Source organism: Enterobacter sp. ECC-175 (genome assembly GCF_043968675.1).
GTDB lineage: Bacteria > Pseudomonadota > Gammaproteobacteria > Enterobacterales > Enterobacteriaceae > Enterobacter.
The window spans coordinates 886,759-906,834 of sequence record NZ_CP143776.1; the positions used below are offsets into that span (position 1 = coordinate 886,759).

20 protein-coding genes are annotated in these 20,076 nt (G+C 56.8%); 8 read left to right on the forward strand and 12 right to left on the reverse strand.

The window, feature by feature from the left end:
* Positions 1–40 precede the first annotated feature (40 nt).
* Positions 41–1,024: a quinone oxidoreductase gene (locus tag V1599_RS04215; RefSeq protein WP_395301064.1), complete on the reverse strand. Its 984-nt coding sequence runs from the start codon at positions 1,022–1,024 to the stop codon at positions 41–43.
* 66 nt (positions 1,025–1,090) lie between these two features.
* On the opposite strand from V1599_RS04215, the gene dnaB reads away from it, so the two are divergent.
* Both dnaB and alr read left to right on the forward strand, forming a co-directional pair.
* On the forward strand, positions 1,091–2,503 hold the full coding sequence (gene dnaB / locus V1599_RS04220) for a replicative DNA helicase (protein WP_112012127.1): 1,413 nt from the start codon (positions 1,091–1,093) through the stop codon (positions 2,501–2,503).
* Positions 2,504–2,511: 8 nt separating this feature from the next.
* Entirely contained in the window at positions 2,512–3,591 is a 1,080-nt protein-coding gene (alr, locus tag V1599_RS04225) for an alanine racemase (protein ID WP_112012128.1), read from the forward strand.
* 46 nt (positions 3,592–3,637) lie between these two features.
* Here the strand turns inward: alr and V1599_RS04230 are convergent, their stop codons facing one another.
* Positions 3,638–4,132 carry a hypothetical protein gene (locus V1599_RS04230; protein ID WP_146745781.1) on the reverse strand — a complete coding sequence of 165 codons (495 nt, stop codon included), beginning with the start codon at positions 4,130–4,132 and terminating at the stop codon, positions 3,638–3,640.
* Positions 4,133–4,444: 312 nt separating this feature from the next.
* Here V1599_RS04230 and V1599_RS04235 point away from each other — a divergent pair, with 312 nt between their 5' ends.
* Entirely contained in the window at positions 4,445–5,065 is a 621-nt protein-coding gene (locus V1599_RS04235) for a response regulator transcription factor (RefSeq protein ID WP_112012130.1), read from the forward strand.
* Between the two features lie 79 nt (positions 5,066–5,144).
* Here V1599_RS04235 and V1599_RS04240 read toward each other — a convergent pair whose 3' ends face one another.
* The 6 genes from V1599_RS04240 to V1599_RS04265 all read right to left on the reverse strand — a co-directional run bounded on the left by V1599_RS04240 (position 5,145) and on the right by V1599_RS04265 (position 8,089).
* Positions 5,145–5,435: a hypothetical protein gene (locus V1599_RS04240; RefSeq protein ID WP_112012131.1), complete on the reverse strand. Its 291-nt coding sequence runs from the start codon at positions 5,433–5,435 to the stop codon at positions 5,145–5,147.
* A gap of 1 nt (position 5,436) precedes the next feature.
* Positions 5,437–5,844: a hypothetical protein gene (locus tag V1599_RS04245; protein WP_112012132.1), complete on the reverse strand. Its 408-nt coding sequence runs from the start codon at positions 5,842–5,844 to the stop codon at positions 5,437–5,439.
* A 52-nt stretch (positions 5,845–5,896) separates the two neighbouring features.
* Positions 5,897–6,379 (reverse strand): ribonuclease domain-containing protein, encoded by a 483-nt coding sequence (locus tag V1599_RS04250; RefSeq protein WP_112012133.1) that lies wholly within the window; start codon positions 6,377–6,379, stop codon positions 5,897–5,899.
* 25 nt (positions 6,380–6,404) lie between these two features.
* Positions 6,405–6,854, reverse strand: a complete 450-nt coding sequence (locus V1599_RS04255) for a lysozyme (RefSeq protein WP_112012134.1) — start codon at positions 6,852–6,854, stop codon at positions 6,405–6,407.
* On the reverse strand, positions 6,854–7,456 hold the full coding sequence (locus V1599_RS04260) for a DUF2589 domain-containing protein (RefSeq protein ID WP_297122554.1): 603 nt from the start codon (positions 7,454–7,456) through the stop codon (positions 6,854–6,856). The genes V1599_RS04255 and V1599_RS04260 overlap by 1 nt, the downstream gene beginning before the upstream one ends.
* A 75-nt stretch (positions 7,457–7,531) precedes the next feature.
* The gene (locus V1599_RS04265) at positions 7,532–8,089 is read right to left on the reverse strand and encodes a DUF2589 domain-containing protein (protein WP_045335167.1); all 558 of its coding nucleotides are present in this window, start codon (positions 8,087–8,089) and stop codon (positions 7,532–7,534) included.
* Positions 8,090–8,294: 205 nt separating this feature from the next.
* Between V1599_RS04265 and tyrB the strand changes: the two genes are divergently transcribed.
* The 4 genes from tyrB to V1599_RS04285 all read left to right on the forward strand — a co-directional run bounded on the left by tyrB (position 8,295) and on the right by V1599_RS04285 (position 12,040).
* Positions 8,295–9,488 carry an aromatic amino acid transaminase gene (gene tyrB, locus V1599_RS04270; protein WP_395301065.1) on the forward strand — a complete coding sequence of 398 codons (1,194 nt, stop codon included), beginning with the start codon at positions 8,295–8,297 and terminating at the stop codon, positions 9,486–9,488.
* Positions 9,489–10,440: 952 nt separating this feature from the next.
* Positions 10,441–11,154: an acid phosphatase AphA gene (gene aphA, locus V1599_RS04275; RefSeq protein ID WP_112012137.1), complete on the forward strand. Its 714-nt coding sequence runs from the start codon at positions 10,441–10,443 to the stop codon at positions 11,152–11,154.
* A gap of 113 nt (positions 11,155–11,267) precedes the next feature.
* Entirely contained in the window at positions 11,268–11,684 is a 417-nt protein-coding gene (locus V1599_RS04280; RefSeq protein WP_297122552.1) for a secondary thiamine-phosphate synthase enzyme YjbQ, read from the forward strand.
* 2 nt (positions 11,685–11,686) lie between these two features.
* A complete protein-coding gene (locus V1599_RS04285; RefSeq protein WP_112012139.1) occupies positions 11,687–12,040 on the forward strand; it encodes an MmcQ/YjbR family DNA-binding protein in 354 nt (117 codons plus the stop codon).
* Here the strand turns inward: V1599_RS04285 and uvrA are convergent, their stop codons facing one another.
* Positions 12,041–14,866 carry an excinuclease ABC subunit UvrA gene (gene uvrA / locus V1599_RS04290; RefSeq protein WP_395301066.1) on the reverse strand — a complete coding sequence of 942 codons (2,826 nt, stop codon included), beginning with the start codon at positions 14,864–14,866 and terminating at the stop codon, positions 12,041–12,043. It abuts the gene before it with no gap.
* A 246-nt stretch (positions 14,867–15,112) separates the two neighbouring features.
* On the opposite strand from uvrA, the gene ssb1 reads away from it, so the two are divergent.
* Complete coding sequence (gene ssb1, locus V1599_RS04295; protein WP_006810470.1) at positions 15,113–15,643, forward strand: single-stranded DNA-binding protein SSB1; 531 nt, start codon at positions 15,113–15,115, stop codon at positions 15,641–15,643.
* A 45-nt stretch (positions 15,644–15,688) separates the two neighbouring features.
* Here ssb1 and V1599_RS04300 read toward each other — a convergent pair whose 3' ends face one another.
* From V1599_RS04300 to V1599_RS04310, 3 genes are all read right to left on the reverse strand, one after another.
* Positions 15,689–17,215 (reverse strand): EAL domain-containing protein, encoded by a 1,527-nt coding sequence (locus V1599_RS04300; protein WP_395301067.1) that lies wholly within the window; start codon positions 17,213–17,215, stop codon positions 15,689–15,691.
* 9 nt (positions 17,216–17,224) lie between these two features.
* Positions 17,225–17,989, reverse strand: a complete 765-nt coding sequence (locus V1599_RS04305) for an EAL domain-containing protein (protein WP_112012143.1) — start codon at positions 17,987–17,989, stop codon at positions 17,225–17,227.
* 73 nt (positions 17,990–18,062) lie between these two features.
* A complete protein-coding gene (locus V1599_RS04310; RefSeq protein WP_146745782.1) occupies positions 18,063–19,568 on the reverse strand; it encodes a sensor domain-containing diguanylate cyclase in 1,506 nt (501 codons plus the stop codon).
* Between the last annotated feature and the right edge of the window lie 508 nt (positions 19,569–20,076).

The window sequence follows — 20,076 nt, forward strand, 5'->3', positions numbered from 1 at the left end:
GAAAGGGCTTCCCACGGGAAGCCCAATTTCTTTTTAGGGCCTAGGGGATCAGCAGGCTCGATCCCTGCGTCGCCCGGCTTTCCAGCACCTCATGCGCGCGCTGCGCCTCGGTCAGCGGGTACTTCTGCGCATCCGCCACGTCCACTTTAATCACGCCGCTGGCGATCAGCGAAAACAGTTCGTTGCTGGCCTCTTCCAGCTCTTCCCGACAGGTGATGTAGCCCTGCAGGGAAGGACGCGTGACGTACAGCGACCCTTTCTGATTAAGAATGCCCAAATTCACGCCGGTCACCGCGCCTGACGCGTTGCCGAAGCTCACCATCAGGCCGCGGCGCTGCAGGCAGTCCAGCGACGATTCCCAGGTGTCTTTACCCACCGAGTCATACACTACGCGCACCTTCTTCCCGCTGGTGATCTCCTTAAGGCGTTCGACGATGCTCTCTTCACGGTAGTTAATGACCTGCCAGGCGCCTGCGTCGAGCGCCCGCTGCGCCTTCTGCGCGCTGCCCACGGTGCCAATCAGCTTCGCGCCGAGCGCTTTCGCCCACTGGCAGGCAATCAGCCCTACGCCGCCTGCGGCCGCGTGGAACAGGAACTGCTCGTCGGGTTTAATTTCGTAGGTTTTGCGCAGCAGGTAATAGACCGTCAGCCCTTTCAGGAATGAGGCCGCGGCCTGTTCAAAGGAGATCGCATTCGGCAGCAGGGCGGCTTTATCCGCCGGAACGTTGTGGACAGAGCTGTACGCGCCGAGCGCCGACTGGGCGTACACCACGCGATCGCCCTCTTTAATATGCTTAACGGCGCTGCCCACTTTCATCACCACGCCTGCCGCCTCGGTTCCCAGCCCGCTCGGCATCGACGGCGGCGGATAGAGGCCGCTGCGAATGTAGGTATCAATGTAGTTGATACCGATAGCTTTGTTTTCGACCTGAACCTCGTTTTCGCCAGGCGCGGCGGGGGTAAACTCCACCGCTTTCAGTACGTCTGGCCCACCATGCTTCTGAAATTCAATGCGCGTTGCCATGCTCCCTCCGTAAGAAAAATATGGTAATCTTTCGACCCACTCTTTATCTCGGTAACTCCATTCACTATGGCAGGAAATAAACCCTTCAACAAACAGACTGAGCCACGCGACCGTGATTTCCAGGTTGCCGGGCTAAAAGTCCCGCCGCACTCGATTGAAGCGGAACAGTCGGTGTTGGGCGGTTTAATGCTGGATAACGAACGCTGGGACGACGTCGCCGAGCGCGTCGTGGCGGAAGATTTTTACACCCGCCCGCATCGCCACATTTTCACCGAAATGGCGCGTCTGCAGGAGTCTGGCAGCCCGATTGACCTGATCACGCTGGCGGAATCGCTGGAGCGTCTGGGGCAACTCGACAGCTGCGGCGGCTTCGCCTATCTGGCTGAACTGTCGAAAAACACGCCAAGCGCGGCGAACATCAGCGCCTACGCCGACATCGTGCGCGAACGCGCGGTGGTGCGCGAGATGATTTCGGTGGCGAATGAGATCGCCGAAGCGGGCTTCGATCCGCAGGGTCGCACCAGCGAAGATCTGCTCGATCTCGCCGAGTCCCGCGTCTTTAAAATCGCCGAAAGCCGTGCAAATAAGGACGAAGGCCCGAAAAACATCGCCGACGTGCTCGACGCCACCGTTGCGCGTATCGAACAGCTCTTCCAGCAGCCGCACGACGGCGTCACCGGCGTCAACACCGGCTATGACGACCTCAACAAGAAAACCGCGGGCCTACAACCCTCGGATCTGATTATCGTTGCGGCGCGTCCGTCGATGGGTAAAACCACCTTTGCGATGAACCTCGTTGAAAACGCGGCGATGCTTCAGGATAAGCCTGTGCTGATTTTCAGCCTTGAGATGCCCTCAGAGCAGATCATGATGCGTTCCCTGGCGTCGCTGTCGCGCGTCGACCAGACCCGTATTCGTACCGGCCAGCTCGACGACGAGGACTGGGCGCGCATCTCCGGCACCATGGGCATTCTGCTGGAAAAACGCAATATCTACATTGATGACTCCTCCGGCCTGACGCCAACGGAAGTGCGCTCCCGCGCGCGCCGCATCGCGCGCGAGCACGGCGGCATCGGCCTGATCATGATCGACTACCTTCAGCTGATGCGCGTCCCGTCACTCTCCGACAACCGTACGCTGGAAATCGCCGAGATCTCCCGCTCGCTTAAGGCGCTGGCAAAGGAGCTGCACGTGCCGGTGGTGGCGCTGTCGCAGCTTAACCGCTCCCTGGAACAGCGTGCCGACAAGCGTCCGGTCAACTCCGACCTGCGTGAGTCTGGCTCCATCGAGCAGGATGCCGACTTAATCATGTTCATCTACCGTGATGAGGTTTATCACGAGAACAGCGACCTGAAAGGGATCGCCGAAATTATCATTGGTAAGCAGCGTAACGGCCCGATCGGGACGGTGCGTCTGACCTTTAACGGACAATGGTCGCGCTTTGATAACTATGCGGGACCGCAGTACGACGACGAATAAGGATTCACATGCAAGCGGCAACTGTTGTTATTAACCGCCGCGCTCTGCGACACAACCTGCAACGTCTGCGAGAACTGGCGCCCGCCAGCAGGCTCGTTGCAGTCGTGAAAGCGAACGCTTACGGACACGGTCTTCTTGAGACCGCGCGAACGCTCCCCGATGCCGACGCCTTTGGCGTCGCCCGTCTTGAAGAAGCCCTCCGCCTGCGCGCGGGCGGGATTACCCAGCCGATCCTGCTGCTCGAAGGCTTTTTTGAAGCATCGGACCTGCCGACCATCGCGGATCAACATCTGCACACCGCGGTGCACAACGAAGAGCAGCTGGCCGCGCTGGAAACCGCCGAGCTGAGCGAGCCGGTGACCGTCTGGATGAAGCTCGACACCGGCATGCACCGCCTGGGCGTGCGCCCGGAAAAGGCGGAGGCGTTTTATCAGCGCCTGTGCCAGTGCAAAAACGTGCGCCAGCCGGTGAATATCGTCAGCCATTTTGCCCGCGCGGACGAGCCAGAGTGCGGGGCGACCGAGCAGCAGCTTGATATCTTCAACACCTTCTGCGAAGGCAAGCCCGGCGCGCGCTCGATTGCCGCGTCCGGCGGCATTCTGCTGTGGCCGCAGTCGCACTTCGACTGGGCGCGCCCGGGGATTATTCTTTACGGCGTATCGCCGCTGGAGAACAAGCCGTGGGGGCCAGACTTTGGCTTCCAGCCGGTGATGTCGCTGGTGTCTAACCTGATCGCCGTGCGCGATCACAAGGCGGGCGAGCCGGTGGGCTACGGCGGCACGTGGACCAGCGAGCGCGATACGCGTCTCGGCGTCGTCGCGATGGGCTACGGTGATGGCTATCCGCGCGCGGCACCGTCCGGCACGCCGGTGCTGGTCAACGGCCGTGAAGCGAAGATTGTCGGCCGCGTGGCGATGGACATGATCTGCGTTGACCTGGGGCCAGAGGCGCAGGACAAGGCGGGCGATCCGGTGGTGATGTGGGGTGAAGGGCTGCCCGTTGAACGCATTGCTGAAATGACGGGAGTGAGTGCTTACGAACTTATTACCCGACTGACGTCGCGCGTGGCGATGAAGTACGTCGACTAAGCCAGGGGCGGCGTCGCAGAGCGCGGGCCGCCCGAAAGTTTACCCGCTAGCGGCGCGCCCGAATCGCATCCAGAATGGCGTCGCGCAGCGTTTCCGCAGAAGCATCGCGTGCGGTCAGCTGGACGCGAGCCGCAGGGCGTTCAAGCATCACCAGCCGCGCCAGTTCCACCATATCCTCCTGAGTAATTCCCGCCGGTAGGCGCGGCGTGACGGTGATCGCGTTGCCGCGATGGACAAATCTTGCCGGCGTCGTGCTGTCGAACACGGTATAGCCTTCACGGGGATCCTGAGGCAAAACCGTACCGTCGTAGCGCAGGCGGTGCTCGTCGTTTATGCTCCAGCGCGCGTTCTGGCTGGTGCGGTAATTTTGCCCATCCGCCACAAACCCCACCGCACGCGACGGATAAAAGGAGACAAACGTGCCGTCCTCATCGTTACGATTAAGCTCAATGCGCACCCGGCAAAATGCGTGCGTTTCAGTATTGTATAAATAGCAGGAAGCATACGAGTTTTGAGGTTGTGTAAACCAATGAATATTCATATTAATATCCTCTTCAAATAATTTAATTTATTAACATTCTCATACAGAATGCGTTATGACAGTATTAAAATCCTGCTGCGCTGAAAATATGCCTTACGGCATAAAGTGCCGTTTATTCCATAAATTAATTCCAATGTAATAAAGCAATCCTTAATGCTGAATTAGCGTGGCTTAAATATGCAGGTAAATATAATGCGTATGTCATATGACAAATGCTGTTTTCTCACTTTGTTTTTAAGATTCATACTCAGTGCGAATAGGTATAGTGACAAAGAGCTAATGGGAAAATAGACATTAAGAGGTTTATTTGTTATGAATATTCTTATGATTGACGAGCTGCCGTTGTATATTTCGGGTATGAGAGTAGAGCTTGAGAAGCTCATACCAGAATGCCATGTTGCAGCCGCGCACAGCTGTGATGATGCGATGAATCTATTACGCGACGCATCATACAATCTGATACTGCTGGATGGCGATATGGACTGCATGCAGTTTTTACCGGCACTCCATCAGGCGCATCCTAAAATCCCGGTTGTCGTTATGTTCCGGAAGACGACGGGAAAAATGTTTAGCGATTATCTTAAGCAAAATATTAAGGGCGTGGTGACGAAAGATCAGCCCGTTGAGAAGATTGGCCTGGTCCTGAAGATGGCCCTGGCGGGCGTTATCTGCTTCCCGGAGCAGGTGGTGTTGGTGGATGATAAGATGGCAAACGATGCCTCGGTCACGCTCCTCAGCCACCGTCAGCAGCAAGTGCTTGAGCTTCTGGCAAGGGGAGGCACGAATAAGCAAATTGGCCGTCAGCTGAATATTAGCGCCGGTACGGTGAAGGTCCATCTGGAATCTATTTTTAATCGCCTACAGGTAAATAACCGAACGCAGGCGGCAAGGCTTTATTTTAACTACGTCACAAATCACGAAATTTTTAAATAATATATTGTATATTTTCTTCGCACAGACAGACCGCTTTATTGTTATGGCGCGAGCGCGTTCGCAATCTCGCGCCGTTTCATTATTTTATTTTAAAGATGAAATACCCGAAGATGATAAGTAACGTGCCAAAATCCTGTAGCAGCCAGAACGGTACGCTATCGGTGACGTCATCTACGCCAGTAAAAAGAAAATTAATATTAATCCCGCTTTGTGCAAACAGACCAAACGCCACGGCCGCTAACCCCACTTTATAAGCGATGTGGAGATGCGCTATGCGGCGGCTGTAGGCACAAAAGAGAATAATTAACGAGGTGGAAAGATCGACCATAATGGTAAAAAACAATAGCCACCATTGAGAAACGCTATTCATGTTATTCTCCGCTTTGTTTACGGCCTGATGTCCCTGCCACGGGTAATTTATCCCGGCTCACGCGTTTTTTAAGCTCACTGGCAACGTCAAAGATATCCTGCTGCTCGTGGCGCCGAAAAAAGTTGGCCAGCCAGACAATCAGCCCATTGCTTATGGCCCCGACGATGTAGCCCAGCCCCAGCGTGATATCCGAATCGTTAAGATCGATTTTTAGCCATCGCGCGGTGAAGCCTCCGAGGGCGAACGCCGCGCACATGCTGATGCTGCCGATGATGACGCCAGCAATAAACCGGCTGTGCTGCTGGAGCTTTCGCGGCTGCCAAAAAAAAGACACACTTACGCCGCCAAAAAGGCCAGCCACGGCCAACAGGCCTTCATTAATCAGGGTTGGGGTCACAATGCTGCTCATGGAGAACTCCTCGTGAATCGTCTCCACGCCGGTTCAGGCGTGGAGACGATGCTTACCGGCAGGGACTGATTTCAACAAAATGCTGATTCTTATCCGGGGAGTAAAAGCGCTGCGGGCCGGAGAGGGTATAGGCCAGGCGCTTTTCACCGCGAAAACCCTTCAGCACGTCAACGTCGGCGCTGTACCACGCCGCGTTGGCAGGCAGCGTGTTGTTCTGAAGGCTATCCCCACCGATCCATTTGCCATTGGTGGGCGTTAATCCCCACAGGCCGTCCGTGTCCTTGCCCGACCAGCCCAGACGCCGTGCTTCATCGCTGGTGATGTATTTAGGCGGTAGTCGACCGGTGGTGTTCAGCGTGCGAAGCGTGGTGGCGAAATCGGCCACGTTAACGATCGCGGGCGAGCCGCTGTGGCTCAGAAAAGCGTTTACCGCATTGATTTCCTGCTCGCAGGTCTGCATCTCTGCCGCTGCGACGCTATGGCTGAACAGCGCCATAGCCAGAACGAACGAGCCGGTTTTGATCGTATTTTTCATGCCGTATCCTTTAAAATTCGATGGGTTAATTGAGGAAAAGCTTCATCTCGGCTTCGCGCCGACGCGTCAGGCCCGCCAACACTTTTCCTCCCGCTTTATTCCAGCTTTTGAACTGCAGGGCGGCCCCCTGGATATCGCCCGCGTTGAATTTTTTCAGCAGCGTAGATTTCTTTAAATTGCCGACGCCGAGGTTAAAGGCGAAGGAGACCAGCGCATCGAACTGGCTTTGCGTTGCCGACTGGCTCAGCAGCTTTTTCACGCCGTCTTCCGTGCGCTTGAGATCGTTTCGCAGCAGCTGTTTGGCTTCTCCGGTCGTCACTTTGGTCAGCTTTTGCATCTCCTCCTTCAGGATCAAATGGCCGTAGCCGATGGTCCACAGGCCTACCGCGTCGCGGTAGCGTTCCAGCTTCAGCCCCTCAAACTGGCAAATAAGCTGCACGCCCTTATCACCTGTACGTTCTGGTTGTTTTTGCATTACGGAGTCTCCTGTACTTTCGGACGGGGAATCACCTTGTTGGTATATTCGTCAATCAAACGCATGACGCTTTCCGGCGGTTCGAGCGCGGTAAACTGCATCTCGACGTCAACGTGGCGGCTGTCGCGCCCGCCTTTGCTCTCGCTGGAAGGAGAAAGGCTGACGTGAAAACGGCCAAACTCGTTTTCGCCCGACTGCCGGGAAGGGGCCTGCATCCCTTCCGTGCGGATAGTCAGGTTGACCTTCATTTTTTCCAGCATCAGCCCCCGCGGCGTTGAAAGCGCCACCAGGGGCAGATCGAAATAGTGGTTTTCATCGAGCGCCAGCTGTACGGTGCGCGGAATTAATGATCCGTCTTCTGCGGGTTCGAAAAAGGGGTCCAGCGCCTTCATATACTGCTGAGCGATAAGCTCATTGGCGGCCGTGGCGGCGTATTGCATCCCGCGCGTAATATCCTCAAGCGACACGGGCGTGCCCGGGATACCGCCGGACGGCGGCGGGGCAGCGTCCGGTATCGGAGGTGGCGTTCCGTCAGCCTCTTTACCGGCTTTGTTTTGTGGATCTTCATCCCTGTCGCCGCGTAACCATGTTTTAAAAGACATCATTCGCTCCTGAAAAAGGGCCGCCTCAGGCGGCCCCTGCGTTATGGAATCGCGCGCTTATCGCTGCGTGAAGGATTACTGCGCGGCGACAGGCTTGGTTTTAGCGTTGGTGAGATAGTCAATCACGCGCTGCAGCGCTTCAGGCGGTTCCTGACGCTTAATCTGCGTGTGGATGGAGTATTTAGCGCGCGTATCGGTTGAGCGGGTTTGCTCTGATTTATGCGAAACTTTGCCGGTCATTTTCGCTTTGAACACGCCCCAGCCCACGGACGCTTCGACGGAGGCTTCCGCTTCCGTGCTGCTGGAGCTGGCTTCGCTCTGGCTGACTTCCAGCTCGAAATCAATCGTACCGTCTTCGATACAAATGATGGGGTGGGTGATCGCCGCCAGCAGCGGAATGCTCATTTTTCGCGTAACGCTGCCCTTGTTGACGCCCTGCTCGTCGACCACGGTTTCGTCGTAATCAAACTCGATCGCGACGGCCTTGCCGTCCTTAATACAGACGGAGAGCAGAAAATCGGTGTAGGACTTGCTGGCCTGCACCTGCGCTTTGATCATCGCCTGCAGCGGACCGCCGATCATATGCTCCAGCGGCAGGGCGTTAATAACTGAACCGATAAATTGTGAATCCATAATGTGAACTCCTGAATCGATGATTGCGCGGTTGCGCAGGAGCTACATTACGGGAGTGAATCAGGGCACAGAATTAGGTAAACGGCAGGGGAAAGGGGCGCATAAAACCTATGCCGATCGCAGGATAGGGCGAAAGGGTGGTGTTACGTCATGTTCCGGTTTATTGTTGAATTTCCTGCCTCATAATAACCCGGAGAATCATCGCGTGTTTCAGAAAGTAGACGCCTACGCCGGCGACCCCATTCTCTCCTTGATGGAGCGTTTTAAAGAAGATCCCCGCAGCGATAAAGTGAACCTGAGCATCGGCCTTTATTACAACGAGGACGGCATTATTCCCCAGCTGAACGCGGTGGCTCAGGCCGAAGCGCGCCTGAATGCGCAGCCGCACGGCGCTTCGCTTTATCTGCCGATGGAAGGGTTAAACACCTACCGCAACACGATTGCGCCGCTGCTGTTTGGCGCCGATCACGCGGTGCTCGCGCAAAAACGCGTGGCAACGATCCAGACGCTGGGCGGCTCGGGCGCGCTGAAGGTCGGCGCGGACTTCCTGAAAAAATACTTCCCGGATTCCGGCGTGTGGGTCAGCGACCCGACGTGGGAAAACCATGTGGCTATCTTCGAGGGCGCGGGCTTTACGGTCGCGACCTACCCGTGGTTTGATAGCGAAACCAACGGCGTGCGCGTTGACGCGCTGCTGGAAAAACTGAACACCCTGCCGGCGCGCAGCATCGTGCTGCTGCATCCGTGCTGCCATAACCCAACCGGCGCCGATCTCACCAACGCCCAGTGGGATGCGGTCATCGAGGTGCTGAAGGCGCGTAACCTGATCCCGTTCCTCGATATTGCCTATCAGGGCTTTGGTGCGGGCATGGAAGAAGATGCCTACGCGATCCGCGCGATTGCCAGCGCGGGCCTGCCGGCGCTGGTCAGCAATTCGTTCTCGAAAATTTTCTCTCTGTACGGCGAGCGCGTGGGCGGTCTGTCCGTGGTGTGTGAAGACGCCGAAGCGGCAGGTCGCGTGCTCGGCCAGCTTAAGGCGACGGTGCGCCGCATTTACTCCAGCCCGCCAGCATTTGGCGCGCAGGTGGTGGCGACGGTTCTCGGTGACGAGCAGCTTAAGGCGTCCTGGCTTGCGGAAGTGGAAGCGATGCGCAAGCGCATCCTGTCGATGCGGCAGGAGCTGGTTAACGTGCTGAAAGAGGCCGTGCCGGGGCATAACTTTGACTACCTGCTCAAGCAGCGCGGCATGTTTAGCTACACCGGCCTGAGCGCCGCTCAGGTCGACAGGCTGCGCGAAGAGTTCGGCGTCTACCTGATCGCCAGCGGCCGTATGTGCGTGGCGGGTCTGAATGCCAGCAACGTTCATCGCGTGGCGCAGGCGTTTGCCGCAGTAATGTAAGTACTCACTATCGATTCTCTGTCCCAGGAGCCCGGATGGTTAAGGAGGCGGCGGTGAGCCTCCTTAACACGTTCACGAGCCGTGTGATTTCAGAGTGCCAAGGCTCGTAAAGCGAACGGAATTACCGCCACAGCTGTATGTTCCCCCTCACCCCAGCCCTCTCCCTCAAGGGAGAGGGAGTATTCTGTGCCGGAGTGAGGGCAACAGGCCGCAGAAATCTTGCCCGGCGGCGCGGCGCTAACCGGGCCTGCGGGCTGTATTTTCTCCCTCTCCCCGTGGGAGAGGGCCGGGGTGAGGGCAACAGGCCGCAGAAATCTTGTCCGGCGGCGCGGCGCTAACCGGGCCTGCGGGCTGGGTGTTCTCCCTCTCCACGTGGGAGAGGGCCGGAGTGAGGGCAACAGGCCGCAAAAATCTTGCCCGGCGGCGCGGCGCTAACCGGGCCTGCGGGCTGGGTGTTCTCCCTCTTCCCGTGGGAGAGGGCCGGGGTGAGGGCAACAGGCCGCAGAAATCTTGCCCGGCGGCGCGGCGCTAACCGGGCCTGCGGGCAGGGTGTTCTCCCTCTCCCCATGGGAGAGGGCCGGGGTGAGGGCAACAGGCCGCAGAAATCTTGTCCGGCGGCGCGGCGCTTACCGGGCCTGCGGGCTGGGTGTTCTCCCTCTTCCCGTGGGAGAGGGCCGGAGTGAGGGCAGCAGGCCGCAGAAATCTTGTCCGGCGGCGCGGCGCTAACCGGGCCTGCGGGCTGTATTTTCTCCCTCTCCCCGTGGGAGAGGGCCGGGGTGAGGGCAACAGGCCGCACGTAAACGTTTCCCATCACTCTGTGATCTTCTTCTTTTTATTCAACTTCATAAGCAAAAACTCCTTCCCTTCACCTCACGGTGGGGTTATGGTCGGAATGCTTTTTGACCATCCGCTCAAAATAAAAAGATAACGATCTGAATATTCAGGGGAAAATATGCGCAAGATCACACTGGCGCTCAGCGCCGCCTGCTTATTGTTCTCGCTTAATAGCGCCGTTGTTGCGCGCGCCTCCGCGCCGACGCCGCTCTACGCCGGCACCACCGCCGCCATCCTCGCTGAACAGGCGCCTATTCACTGGGTCTCCGTCGCGCAAATCGAAAACAGCCTGATGGGGCGTCCGCCGATGGCCGTCGGTTTCGACATTGACGATACCGTGCTGTTCTCAAGCCCCGGCTTCTGGCGCGGCAAGAAAACCTACTCGCCGGAGAGCGAAGACTATCTGAAGAACCCGGAATTCTGGGAAAAGATGAACAACGGCTGGGACGAATTCAGCATTCCGAAAGAGGTGGGCCGCGCGCTCATTGCCATGCACGTGAAGCGCGGAGACAGCATCTACTTCGTTACGGGGCGCAGTCAGACCAAAACCGAAACGGTCTCTAAAACTTTGCAGGACGATTTCCTGATCCCCGCAGCCAGCATGAACCCGGTGATTTTCGCCGGCGATAAAGAGGGGCAAAACACCAAAACCCAGTGGCTGGAGCAGAAAAACATCAAGGTGTTCTACGGTGATTCGGATAATGACATCACCGCCGCGCACGACGTCGGTGCCCGAGGGATCAGGGTGCTGCGCGCCTCTAACTCGACTTACCGACCGCTGCCGATGGCCGGGAAGTTTGGCGAAGAGGTGATTGTTAACTCGGAGTATTAACGCACGCGCGGCGAGACTGATTCTTTTTTACTCAAATCTCGCCGCTGCGGGTTTTACCTTTCGTTTTCTTGCTGCACACTTAGAAAGATTCATCTTTCAAAACGGAGCAGCCCATGTGGTATCAACAGACCCTGACCTTAAGCGCAAAGCCGCGCGGATTTCACCTGGTGACGGATGAAGTCGTCGGCCAGCTCCGCGATCTGTCGCGCATCAAAACGGGTTTGCTCCATCTGCTGCTTCAGCATACTTCCGCCTCTCTCACGCTCAATGAAAATTGCGATCCCACGGTTCGCGCCGATATGGAGCGTCATTTTCTGAACGCCGTTCCGGACGATGCGCCCTATGAGCATGACTATGAGGGGGCGGACGACATGCCCTCGCACATCAAATCCTCCCTGCTGGGCGTATCCCTCACGCTTCCGGTGCGCAACGGACGGCTAATGCTGGGAACGTGGCAGGGGATTTGGCTCGGAGAGCATCGCATTCACGGCGGGTCGCGTCACATTATCGCAACGCTACAAGGGGAATAAAGATGACAATTTCGGAGATACTTCAGTACTGCATGAGCAAGACGGGCGCGGAGCAGAGCGTCCACAGCGACTGGAAAGCTACGCAGATTAAAGTGGCCGACGTGCTGTTTGCGATGGTGAAGGAGGTGGAAGGGCGCCCGGCCGCATCGCTCAAAACCAGCCCGGAGCTGGCAGAGCTGTTGCGCCAGCAGCACAGCGACGTTCGCCCGAGCAAGCATCTCAACAAGGCGCACTGGAGCACCGTCTATCTTGACGGCTCAATCCCGGATTCGCAGATTTACTACCTGGTGGACGCCTCTTATCAGCAGGCGGTTGAGCTGCTGCCTGAACAGGTCAGACAGCAGCTATCGGTATAACTACTTCAGAAGTGGCTTAAGGAAGCGCGCGGTGTGCGAGGCTTCGCACTCAGCAACGGTTTCTGGCGTGCCGGCGACGAGAATTTCGCCGCCGCCGCTGCCGCCTTCCGGGCCGAGATCGACAATCCAGTCCGCGGTTTTAATCACGTCCAGGTTGTGCTCAATCACCACGATGGTGTTGCCCTGATCGCGCAGCTGGTGCAGCACGTCCAGCAGCTGCTGGATATCCGCAAAGTGCAGGCCGGTGGTCGGCTCGTCGAGGATGTAGAGCGTCTGGCCGGTACCGCGCTTGGACAGCTCGCGCGCCAGCTTCACGCGCTGCGCCTCGCCGCCGGAGAGCGTGGTGGCTGACTGCCCCAGGCGGATGTAGGTCAGACCGACGTCCATCAGGGTTTGCAGCTTACGCGCCAGCGCAGGAACGGCGTCGAAGAACTCGCGCGCCTCTTCGATGGTCATGTCCAGCACTTCGTGGATGGTTTTGCCCTTGTACTTAATCTCCAGCGTTTCACGGTTATAGCGCTTGCCTTTGCACTGGTCGCACGGCACGTAGATATCCGGCAGGAAGTGCATCTCTACCTTGATTACGCCGTCGCCCTGACAGGCCTCACAGCGCCCGCCGCGCACGTTAAAGCTGAAACGCCCCGGCGTGTAGCCGCGAGAGCGGGATTCCGGTACGCCGGCAAACAGCTCGCGCACGGGCGTAAACACGCCGGTGTAGGTCGCCGGGTTGGAGCGCGGGGTGCGTCCAATCGGGCTTTGGTCGATATCGATAACCTTGTCGAAATGCTCCAGACCCTGAATGTCGCGATACGGTGCGGGTTCAGCCAGCGTCGCGCCGTTCAGCTGCGTCTGGGCAATCGGGAACAGCGTATCGTTAATCAGCGTCGATTTACCGGAACCGGACACGCCGGTGATGCAGGTAAACAGGCCGACCGGCAGGGTCAGCGTGACGTCCTTCAGGTTGTTGCCGCGCGCGCCGGTGAGCTTGAGCACTTTTTCCGGGTTGGCCGGAACGCGCTGCTTCGGCACGTCAATTTTGCGCTTGCCGCTCATGTACTGCCCGGTCAGGGACTCTGGTACTGCCATGATCGCATCCAGCGGGCCTTCCGCAACCACCTGGCCGCCGTGAACGCCCGCGCCCGGGCCGATGTCGATAACGTGGTCAGCGGCGCGAATCGCGTCTTCGTCGTGCTCCACGACAATCACCGTGTTGCCGAGGTTGCGCAGGTGGATCAGCGTGCCGAGCAGACGTTCGTTGTCGCGCTGGTGCAGGCCGATGGACGGCTCATCCAGCACGTACATCACGCCGACCAGGCCTGCGCCAATCTGGCTTGCCAGGCGGATACGCTGGGCTTCGCCGCCGGAGAGGGTTTCCGCCGAGCGGGAAAGCGTCAGGTAGTTCAGGCCCACGTTGACGAGGAACTTCAGGCGATCGCCAATCTCTTTCAGCACTTTTTCGGCGATTTTCGCGCGCTGGCCGGAGAGTTTGAGATTGTTGAAGAAGTCCATTGCGTGGCCGATGCTCATGTCTGAGATGGTCGGCAGCGCGGTGTTTTCTACGAACACGTGGCGCGCTTCGCGACGCAGGCGCGTCCCTTCGCAGGTGGCACAGGAGCGGTTGCTGATGAACTTCGCCAGCTCCTCGCGCACCGCGCTGGATTCGGTCTCTTTGTAGCGGCGCTCCATGTTGTGCAGCACGCCTTCGAACGGGTGGCGGCGCACGGAGGTATCGCCGCGATCGTTCATGTACTTGAACTCGATGTTCTCTTTGCCGGAGCCGAACAGGATCACTTTGTGCACGTTCGCGCTCAGGCTGGCCCAGGGGGCTTCCACGTCGAACTTATAGTGCTCCGCCAGCGATTTCAGCATCTGGAAATAGTAAAAGTTACGCTTGTCCCAGCCGCGGATCGCGCCGCCCGCCAGCGACAGCTCCGGGTTCTGGATCACGCGGTCCGGGTCGAAGTATTGCTGCACGCCCAGGCCGTCACAGGTCGGGCACGCGCCCGCCGGGTTGTTGAAGGAGAACAGGCGCGGTTCCAGCTCGCGCATGCTGTAGCCGCAAATCGGGCAGGCAAAGTTGGCGGAGAAGAGCAGTTCTTCCGCTTTGGCGTCGTCCATATCGGCAACCACCGCCGTACCGCCGGAAAGCTCCAGCGCGGTTTCAAACGATTCTGCCAGGCGCGTCGCCATATCTTCGCGGACCTTGAAGCGGTCAATCACCACTTCGATAGTATGTTTCTTTTGCAGCTCAAGCTTCGGCGGGTCGGAGAGATCGCACACTTCCCCGTCAATACGGGCGCGGATATAGCCCTGGCTTGCCAGGTTTTCCAGCGTTTTGGTGTGCTCGCCTTTACGCTCTTTAATGATGGGCGCCAGCAGCATCAGGCGTTTGCCTTCCGGCTGCGACAGCACGTTATCCACCATCTGGCTGACGGTTTGCGCCGCCAGCGGGACGTCGTGGTCCGGGCAGCGCGGCTCGCCTACGCGCGCGTACAGCAGGCGCAGGTAGTCATGAATTTCGGTAATCGTACCCACCGTGGAGCGCGGGTTATGCGACGTGGATTTCTGCTCGATGGAAATCGCAGGAGATAACCCTTCAATGTGGTCAACATCCGGTTTTTCCATCAGCGACAGGAACTGACGCGCGTACGCCGAGAGCGACTCAACGTAGCGGCGCTGCCCTTCGGCATACAGCGTGTCGAAAGCCAGTGAGGATTTGCCAGACCCCGAAAGCCCGGTCACGACGATGAGTTTGTCGCGAGGGATGACGAGGTTGATATTTTTGAGATTGTGGGTGCGTGCGCCCCGTACTTCGATCTTATCCATTCACCTTTCCCGGTAGAAACTCGGATGCCTGGTATGTTTGAAGGACAACCGGCAGAAACGGCTAATTATGACACAATTTAACCTGTCTGGATATACAGTATTGGAATGCAATTTCTGATTCACTGTGTAACAATGTCGAGTCCGCGCGAGAACTCTGGAATCCATCTCGCAGCTATCAAAATGCCTCATGGAAATGGTACACTCGCGCGTTTACACTATTAAGAAACGTATTCAGGAGACACGAACATGGCCAGCAGAGGCGTAAACAAGGTGATTCTCGTCGGTAATCTGGGCCAGGACCCGGAAGTACGCTACATGCCGAGTGGTGGCGCAGTTGCCAACATTACGCTGGCTACTTCCGAATCCTGGCGTGATAAAGCGACCGGCGAAATGAAAGAGCAGACCGAATGGCACCGCGTTGTGCTGTTTGGCAAGCTGGCGGAAGTTGCCGGTGAGTACCTGCGTAAAGGTTCTCAGGTCTATATCGAAGGCCAGCTGCGTACCCGCAAGTGGACCGATCAGTCCGGTCAGGAAAAATACACCACGGAAGTGGTGGTGAACGTTGGCGGCACCATGCAGATGCTGGGTGGCCGTCAGGGCGGCGGTGCACCGGCAGGCGGCGGCCAGAACCAGCAGCAGGGCGGTTGGGGTCAGCCTCAGCAGCCGCAGGGCGGCAACCAGTTCAGCGGCGGCGCGCAGTCTCGTCCGCAGCAGCAGTCCGCTCCGGCACCGTCTAACGAGCCACCAATGGACTTCGACGACGACATCCCGTTCTAAGCCAGCCTCTCCTTAGAAAACAAAAAAGCCCCTTACGGGGCTTTTTTATTGCTCAATCGCGGCGGCGTTTAAGTATCCGGCGAAATCGCTAAAGCTGAGCGGTTTTGAGAAAAAGTATCCCTGCAGACAATCTATCTGGTTCGCTTTCAGGTAATCCGCCTGGTAGCCATATTCAACCCCTTCCGCCGTCGTCAGGATGTCCATCCGCTTTGCCATATCAATCACGCAGTCGATCAGCGGCGTGGCCGCCTCTTGCGAAATCTGGCGGGTAAACATCCGGTCAATCTTAATGCTGTCGGGGCTGAGGTTGCTGATGAAGGCGAGGTTTGAAAAGCCTGTACCAAAATCATCCAGCGCAATCCGGATGCCGCTGCGCTTGATGTGGTCAATCCTTTGCGTCAGGGCGTCGCAGATATCAATATTTTCACGTTCCGTAATTTCGAACACCAGCGTAATGCCCAGCGCGCGAAAAATGGGGGACCAATGGTCGATGAACAGATCGAAGGAGCTGTCGCTAACGTGCGCATGGCTAATGTTCAGGTTGAGCTTAAAACCCGGCGGGAAGGTGGCTATATCCTGTTGAAGGTCGTCAACCACCTGCTTAAGCAGGCTTTCCGTCAGGTCGATAATCAGGCCGGTGCTTTCCGCCACCGGAATAAAGACGTCGGGAGGCACAAAGCCCAGCTCGTTGTGATGCCACCTCGCCAGGATCTCCGCGCCGGAAACGGCGTTGGTTTTGGCGCAGATAATCGGCTGGTAGTGGGGGTGGATCTGATGGTGCCTGATGGCATACGCCAGCTGGGTATGAAGAGAGTGGCGGCGTATCGCCAGCTGCCAGGCCAGCGCGGCCATGATGGTCGACGTGGACAGAATAAAGCCTATCGAGAGCCACGAGTCGAGGGTATAACCGACAATTTCGCCTATTTCCGGCTTTCGCCACGCCAGGGTATACAGCGGCGAACGTGCGGGGAGAGCCTCGTAGCGGCGGAACTGCGCAGAGGCCAGCGAGTCTTTAACCAACCCTGCTGCGGTTAATGTTTTCCCCGAAACTTCAATAATTAGGTCGTTTCCCAACATTTCATACAGGAAGCGCAGGTCGGACGCTACGTAAAGGGTGCCCTGCGGAAGATGGGTGATCAGCGAGATAACGTAAATATCCGGTGAGCTGACGGTACGCGACATCCACAGCGCTTTATCAAGCGGCAGAATGAAGCCGATATCGGCGTTCTTATTGGCCAGCAGCGAGGAACAGCTGATGTGCTGATTACGGATAAAGTTGATTGAGTAAATATGCTTGTACTGGCCGGGCAGCATATTCAGCGCTTTCTCAACGTTGAAATCACACGGCCTGCCGAGCAGCGGAGACGCTTTGTGTGCTGCTTCATGCGCGTCCCTCAGCATGCTGTTCATGCTCGACTGCACGAGCTCCGCCTGTTCCGCAACCCGCTTTTCATGATTATTCAGACCGTTTATCGTCGCCAGCGTGGTGGTCACGATTAACGTCAGTACAAACGCAATGGCGGCGGCAAGGAGGCGATTTTTCTTATTACGCAAAAAGTTTTGCTGATCCATAGTGGCCGCCTAGGCGCGTTCCGGCTGCATATAGTGTAAATGAAAGGCTTCTTTACTGACCGGGCGTGAGAAAAGATACCCCTGACCATACTTCACGCCGCGGCGCAGCATGCTGGAGACATGGGTATAGTTTTCGATGCCCTCAACGATCGCGTCCATGTCGAATGACTCGAGGTACGCCAGCATCTCGTACGTACTGTCTATATGGCCTGGCGCCAGGCAGCTTCTGTCGAGCTTGACGTAATCAGGCGGGTAGAGCGCGAGCCGGGACTGAAGCGTTTCCATGCTGTCAATGCCATCCCAGGCCAGATTCAGCCCCGCGCCGCGCAGTGCGTCAAGGTTCTGCTTAACCGCCTCGTCGAGCTGAACGTCGCAGTCGGTGATTTCAAAGACCAGGCTACGCGGCGTTAGCGCGTGCGCGGCAATCAGCGCCAGAGCGCGCTTGGCGAAATGGGCGTCCTGAAGCTGAACCCAGGAGATATTGAACGTAAAGAGCTGATTTTCCAGCCGCTCGCGCGGCTGGCTGGCTAAAAACGTAAAGGCCTGCGCCAGGATGTAGTCGCCCATTGGCAAAATCCCGCCGCTTTTCTCCAGCTCGCTGATAAACAGATGCGGCGGCACGACATTGCGCCGGTGCGTACCGCGAACCAGAACTTCGCCGCCGATGCAGGCAAACCGTGAGAGATCGAAAATCGGCTGGATAACAAAATCGATACCCGAATCGAGCCTGTTCTTTTCGACACACTGAACGACAAAATGCGTACTCTTTTCCATGCCACCCTCGTAGCCACACCAATAAAGCGTTAAACGACACAACTTTCACAAAACTTAAGCGGGCTACGGGCGGCTATTCGGCAACGATCCTGTTTTTACCGTTTTTCTTGGCCTGATAGAGCCGCCTGTCGGCACAGGCCAGGGTTTCCGACAGCGGTGCGCCGCCCATCCTGCATAGCCCCGCGCTGAAGGAGACCTTAAGATCTTTTTCCCTGAACGAGCGCGTATTCACCGTGATTCGCCATTTTTCGAGAAAGCTTTGCGCTTTTTCAGCGGAGATCCCCTGAAAGAGGACCGCGATCTCCTCTCCGCCGTAGCGATAGAGAAAGATATTCTCCAGGCCGCGCAGCCGTGAGCCCAGGTCAGCCACGGTTTTCAGCACCATATCGCCGACCGTATGGCCCCAGGTGTCGTTAATATTTTTGAAGTTATCGATATCAATCATCGCAATCCAGGCGTGCGGATCGGCGCTCAGGCGCGCGGCATCGGCATCAAACGCGCGGCGATTCTTCAGCCCGGTGAGGCCGTCGGTTAAGGCCTCATGCGCGATGAGCGTCTGGCGCTGCTGCGAGCTGTGGATCTCTTCGTAGATGATCTCCTCCACGCTGGCGGGAGTGATGTCGCCGCTGCGGATGCTGGCTGCGATGCGCATAAAGATGGCGTTTAGCGCGGCGCGGGTCGACCACCAGCAGAAAAGCACCACGATAAGCGCGGCCAGCGTGCACAGCACGATGCTCATGCACTGGCGAAAGGCGATGTCGCCCAACACGCTCTCGTCCACCTCGTGGACAACCAGCCAGGACTGGGAGCCGATTGTACGGTAGGTGTAATACCTGTTGTTCATCACAAAATCGCCCCGGTACTCTCGGGCGTTCAGCGCGATGGCCTTCAGTACTCCGGGCGCGAACTCATACCCGGGATTGATGATCGGCTCGCCCTGACGGTTCATCACAAACGTCCGGCTTTTTACCGGAGGCAGCGCGGTGTTGAGGATCTCGGTGCTTTTCTCCAAATCCAGGTTCAGGGCCAGAACACCGGTATTCGTCCCGTCCGTCCCGTCAATAATGGGCAGCGAAATGGTGATGACACGCTCGCGATTGGCGAACGGGTCACGGCTGATGCTGTAATGCGCTTCGTCTGAATCCTCAACGGAGAGCGTAAACCACGGCTCTTTGCGCGGATCCCACGCGTTTTTCTCCCCGCCGTTTAGCGGTATGTAGGGCAGGCGGATGTAGTGGCCGTTATTGCTCACGTGAATGATTGAAAGCGCGTCCGGCATGATTCGCAGCCGCTCAATCATCCAGTTACGTAGCGCCAGGTCATTTTCATTTTGTTTGTCGAAGGTATGCCTTTCGGCCGCAATGCGCGTCATCTCTCTCATAATATTTTCGTAGCCGTCCAGATACTTATCCATAAACGCGGCGACATTATCGAGATAGATGCGGTTCTGCGTTTTTTTGGCTTCCTGAGTGGCAGACCATTGCGACAGACTTTCCACGATGCCAATAAACAAAAGCGTCACGGCAATCACCGAGAAACTTATATTTAGCGGCCTTCTGAAATTCAAACGTTCAATCACTGAAAACTCCGGATTGCTTTGTATTTACCCAACGTAAGGTATTAATAACGCGTAACTCATAGAGGAGGTGGTTAAGACATCTAGACTACAGGCGCTTTTTGTAAACAATAAATTAACAACATAAGATTTATCGCAGGAAATAAAGGGTAACCGCTCAATTTCCGATTGTCAAAGTCGATCGAATGATAAAAATCGATCGATGAAATCAATCGTGATGCGGGCGTGGGGAAATTATTAATAATATCGATCGATAAATTACCATTGATTGGTTAAAACGATCTGTAAAGTAAATTAAATATTATTAATTGTTTTTAATCAGTGAGTTGTAATTATAGATGCGACAGGCAGTGGACTAAAAGAAGTGCGATATTTTCAGGGCGAAACTATAATATAAGCGTTGTGCGATCGGTGGAGAAATGAAGCTTCCTCTTAACGGGAAATGAAATTTCCCGCGCAGGGCGGCGTGTTAATTATTCGTAATCTTAAATCATATTCTGGTTGCGTAAAG